This window comes from Mycobacterium persicum, assembly GCF_002086675.1.
Taxonomy (GTDB): domain Bacteria; phylum Actinomycetota; class Actinomycetes; order Mycobacteriales; family Mycobacteriaceae; genus Mycobacterium; species Mycobacterium persicum.
On record NZ_MVIF01000244.1, the window covers coordinates 1 to 1,190 of the forward strand.

At 66.6% G+C, this 1,190-nt stretch carries 1 protein-coding gene; it reads right to left on the reverse strand.

What is annotated here, in order from left to right:
- Position 1: 1 nt before the first annotated feature.
- Positions 2-1,090, reverse strand: a complete 1,089-nt coding sequence (locus tag BST40_RS28145; protein WP_082275702.1) for a tyrosine-type recombinase/integrase — start codon at positions 1,088-1,090, stop codon at positions 2-4.
- Between the last annotated feature and the right edge of the window lie 100 nt (positions 1,091-1,190).

Sequence of the window (1,190 nt, forward strand, 5' to 3'; positions counted from 1 at the left end):
GCTAGTGGGCGCGCTGGCGGTCGCGGGCGGCATCGTAGGCGGCGCGCACGTGCGCCGGAGACAGATGAATGTAGGCGGCTGAGGAGTCGACGTGGTCGTGGCCCATTAATGCCTGCAGCACTGCCAGGTCGACCCCGGCCTCGGCCAGTGCGGTGCCGAAGGTATGCCGCAGCGCGTGTGGATGCCCCGCCGGGACCCCGGCCTTGGCCCGGTGGTGGCGAAAGATAGTGCGTAGCCCGGCTGGGGTCAGCGGCTTGCCTCGGTTCGGGCCTTTGGCGACTAAAAACAGTGTGTTGCAATCGGATTCCGGCCGCTCAGCGAACAGGTAGGTTTGGATCAGGCCCGCCACGTCTGGGTCCAAGGGGACTCGGCGTTCCTTGTCGCCCTTGCCGATCACTCGCACCCAGCCGCGGCCGATATCGACATCGCGCACCCCAAAGCCAAGTACCTCGGCCGAGCGCAGCCCGGACAACAGCATCAACCCCGCGATCGCGCGATCCCGCTCGGTGCGCAGGCTGCCCAACAGCGCGGTCGCTTCCTTGTGGTCCAGGCCGCGCGGCAGCCGCCGCGGTTCCCGAACCCGTAACCGCGAGCGCTGCTTGGGCTTTCGCAGGTGAGCCAATAGACCGCTCTGCTCGCCAGCGGTCGCCCGGCGAGCTGCCGGCCCGTGCGGTACCGGGCTGGTCGCCGCCCCGTCACGCATCTGCCGATACGAGAACAACCCAGAGATCGCCGCCAACCGGCGGTTGATCGTCGTCGCGGCGTAACCGCTGCTGCGCCCATCGCGGATGGAGTACACGTTGCCGCCCGGACGGCCGGGCGGCACCGCCGAACGGCAAAACGCCAAAAACCGCAGTAACACCTCCGTAGTGACCTCCGCGAGCGCCAACTGCTCGACCACCAGCCATCGTGCGAACGCGAGCAGATCAAAGGCATATGCGCGCACCGTGCGCGGCGAGTAATTCCGGTCGGCCAGATAGCCCAGGTAGTCGTTGATCAGCTCCACCCCGACCGGCCCTGACCCCACCAACGACCAGCGCCTTGCTTGTTCGACCGCTCGCAACGACTCGACCGTCTGCCCTGTTGCCATGGGATTCAGGTATGCCCAACGTCTCAGCGCAAATCAAGCACCCCGGAAGAATCGGCGTGTCGAGGTCGGTGATGTATCAGGATTAGCCGGTTAAGAGGGG

What these genes read in the sequence shown, in the direction of transcription:
- BST40_RS28145 (WP_082275702.1), bottom strand. Translation starts at nt 1,090, where the DNA reads ATGGCAACAGGGCAGACGGTCGAGTCGTTGCGAGCGGTCGAACAAGCA.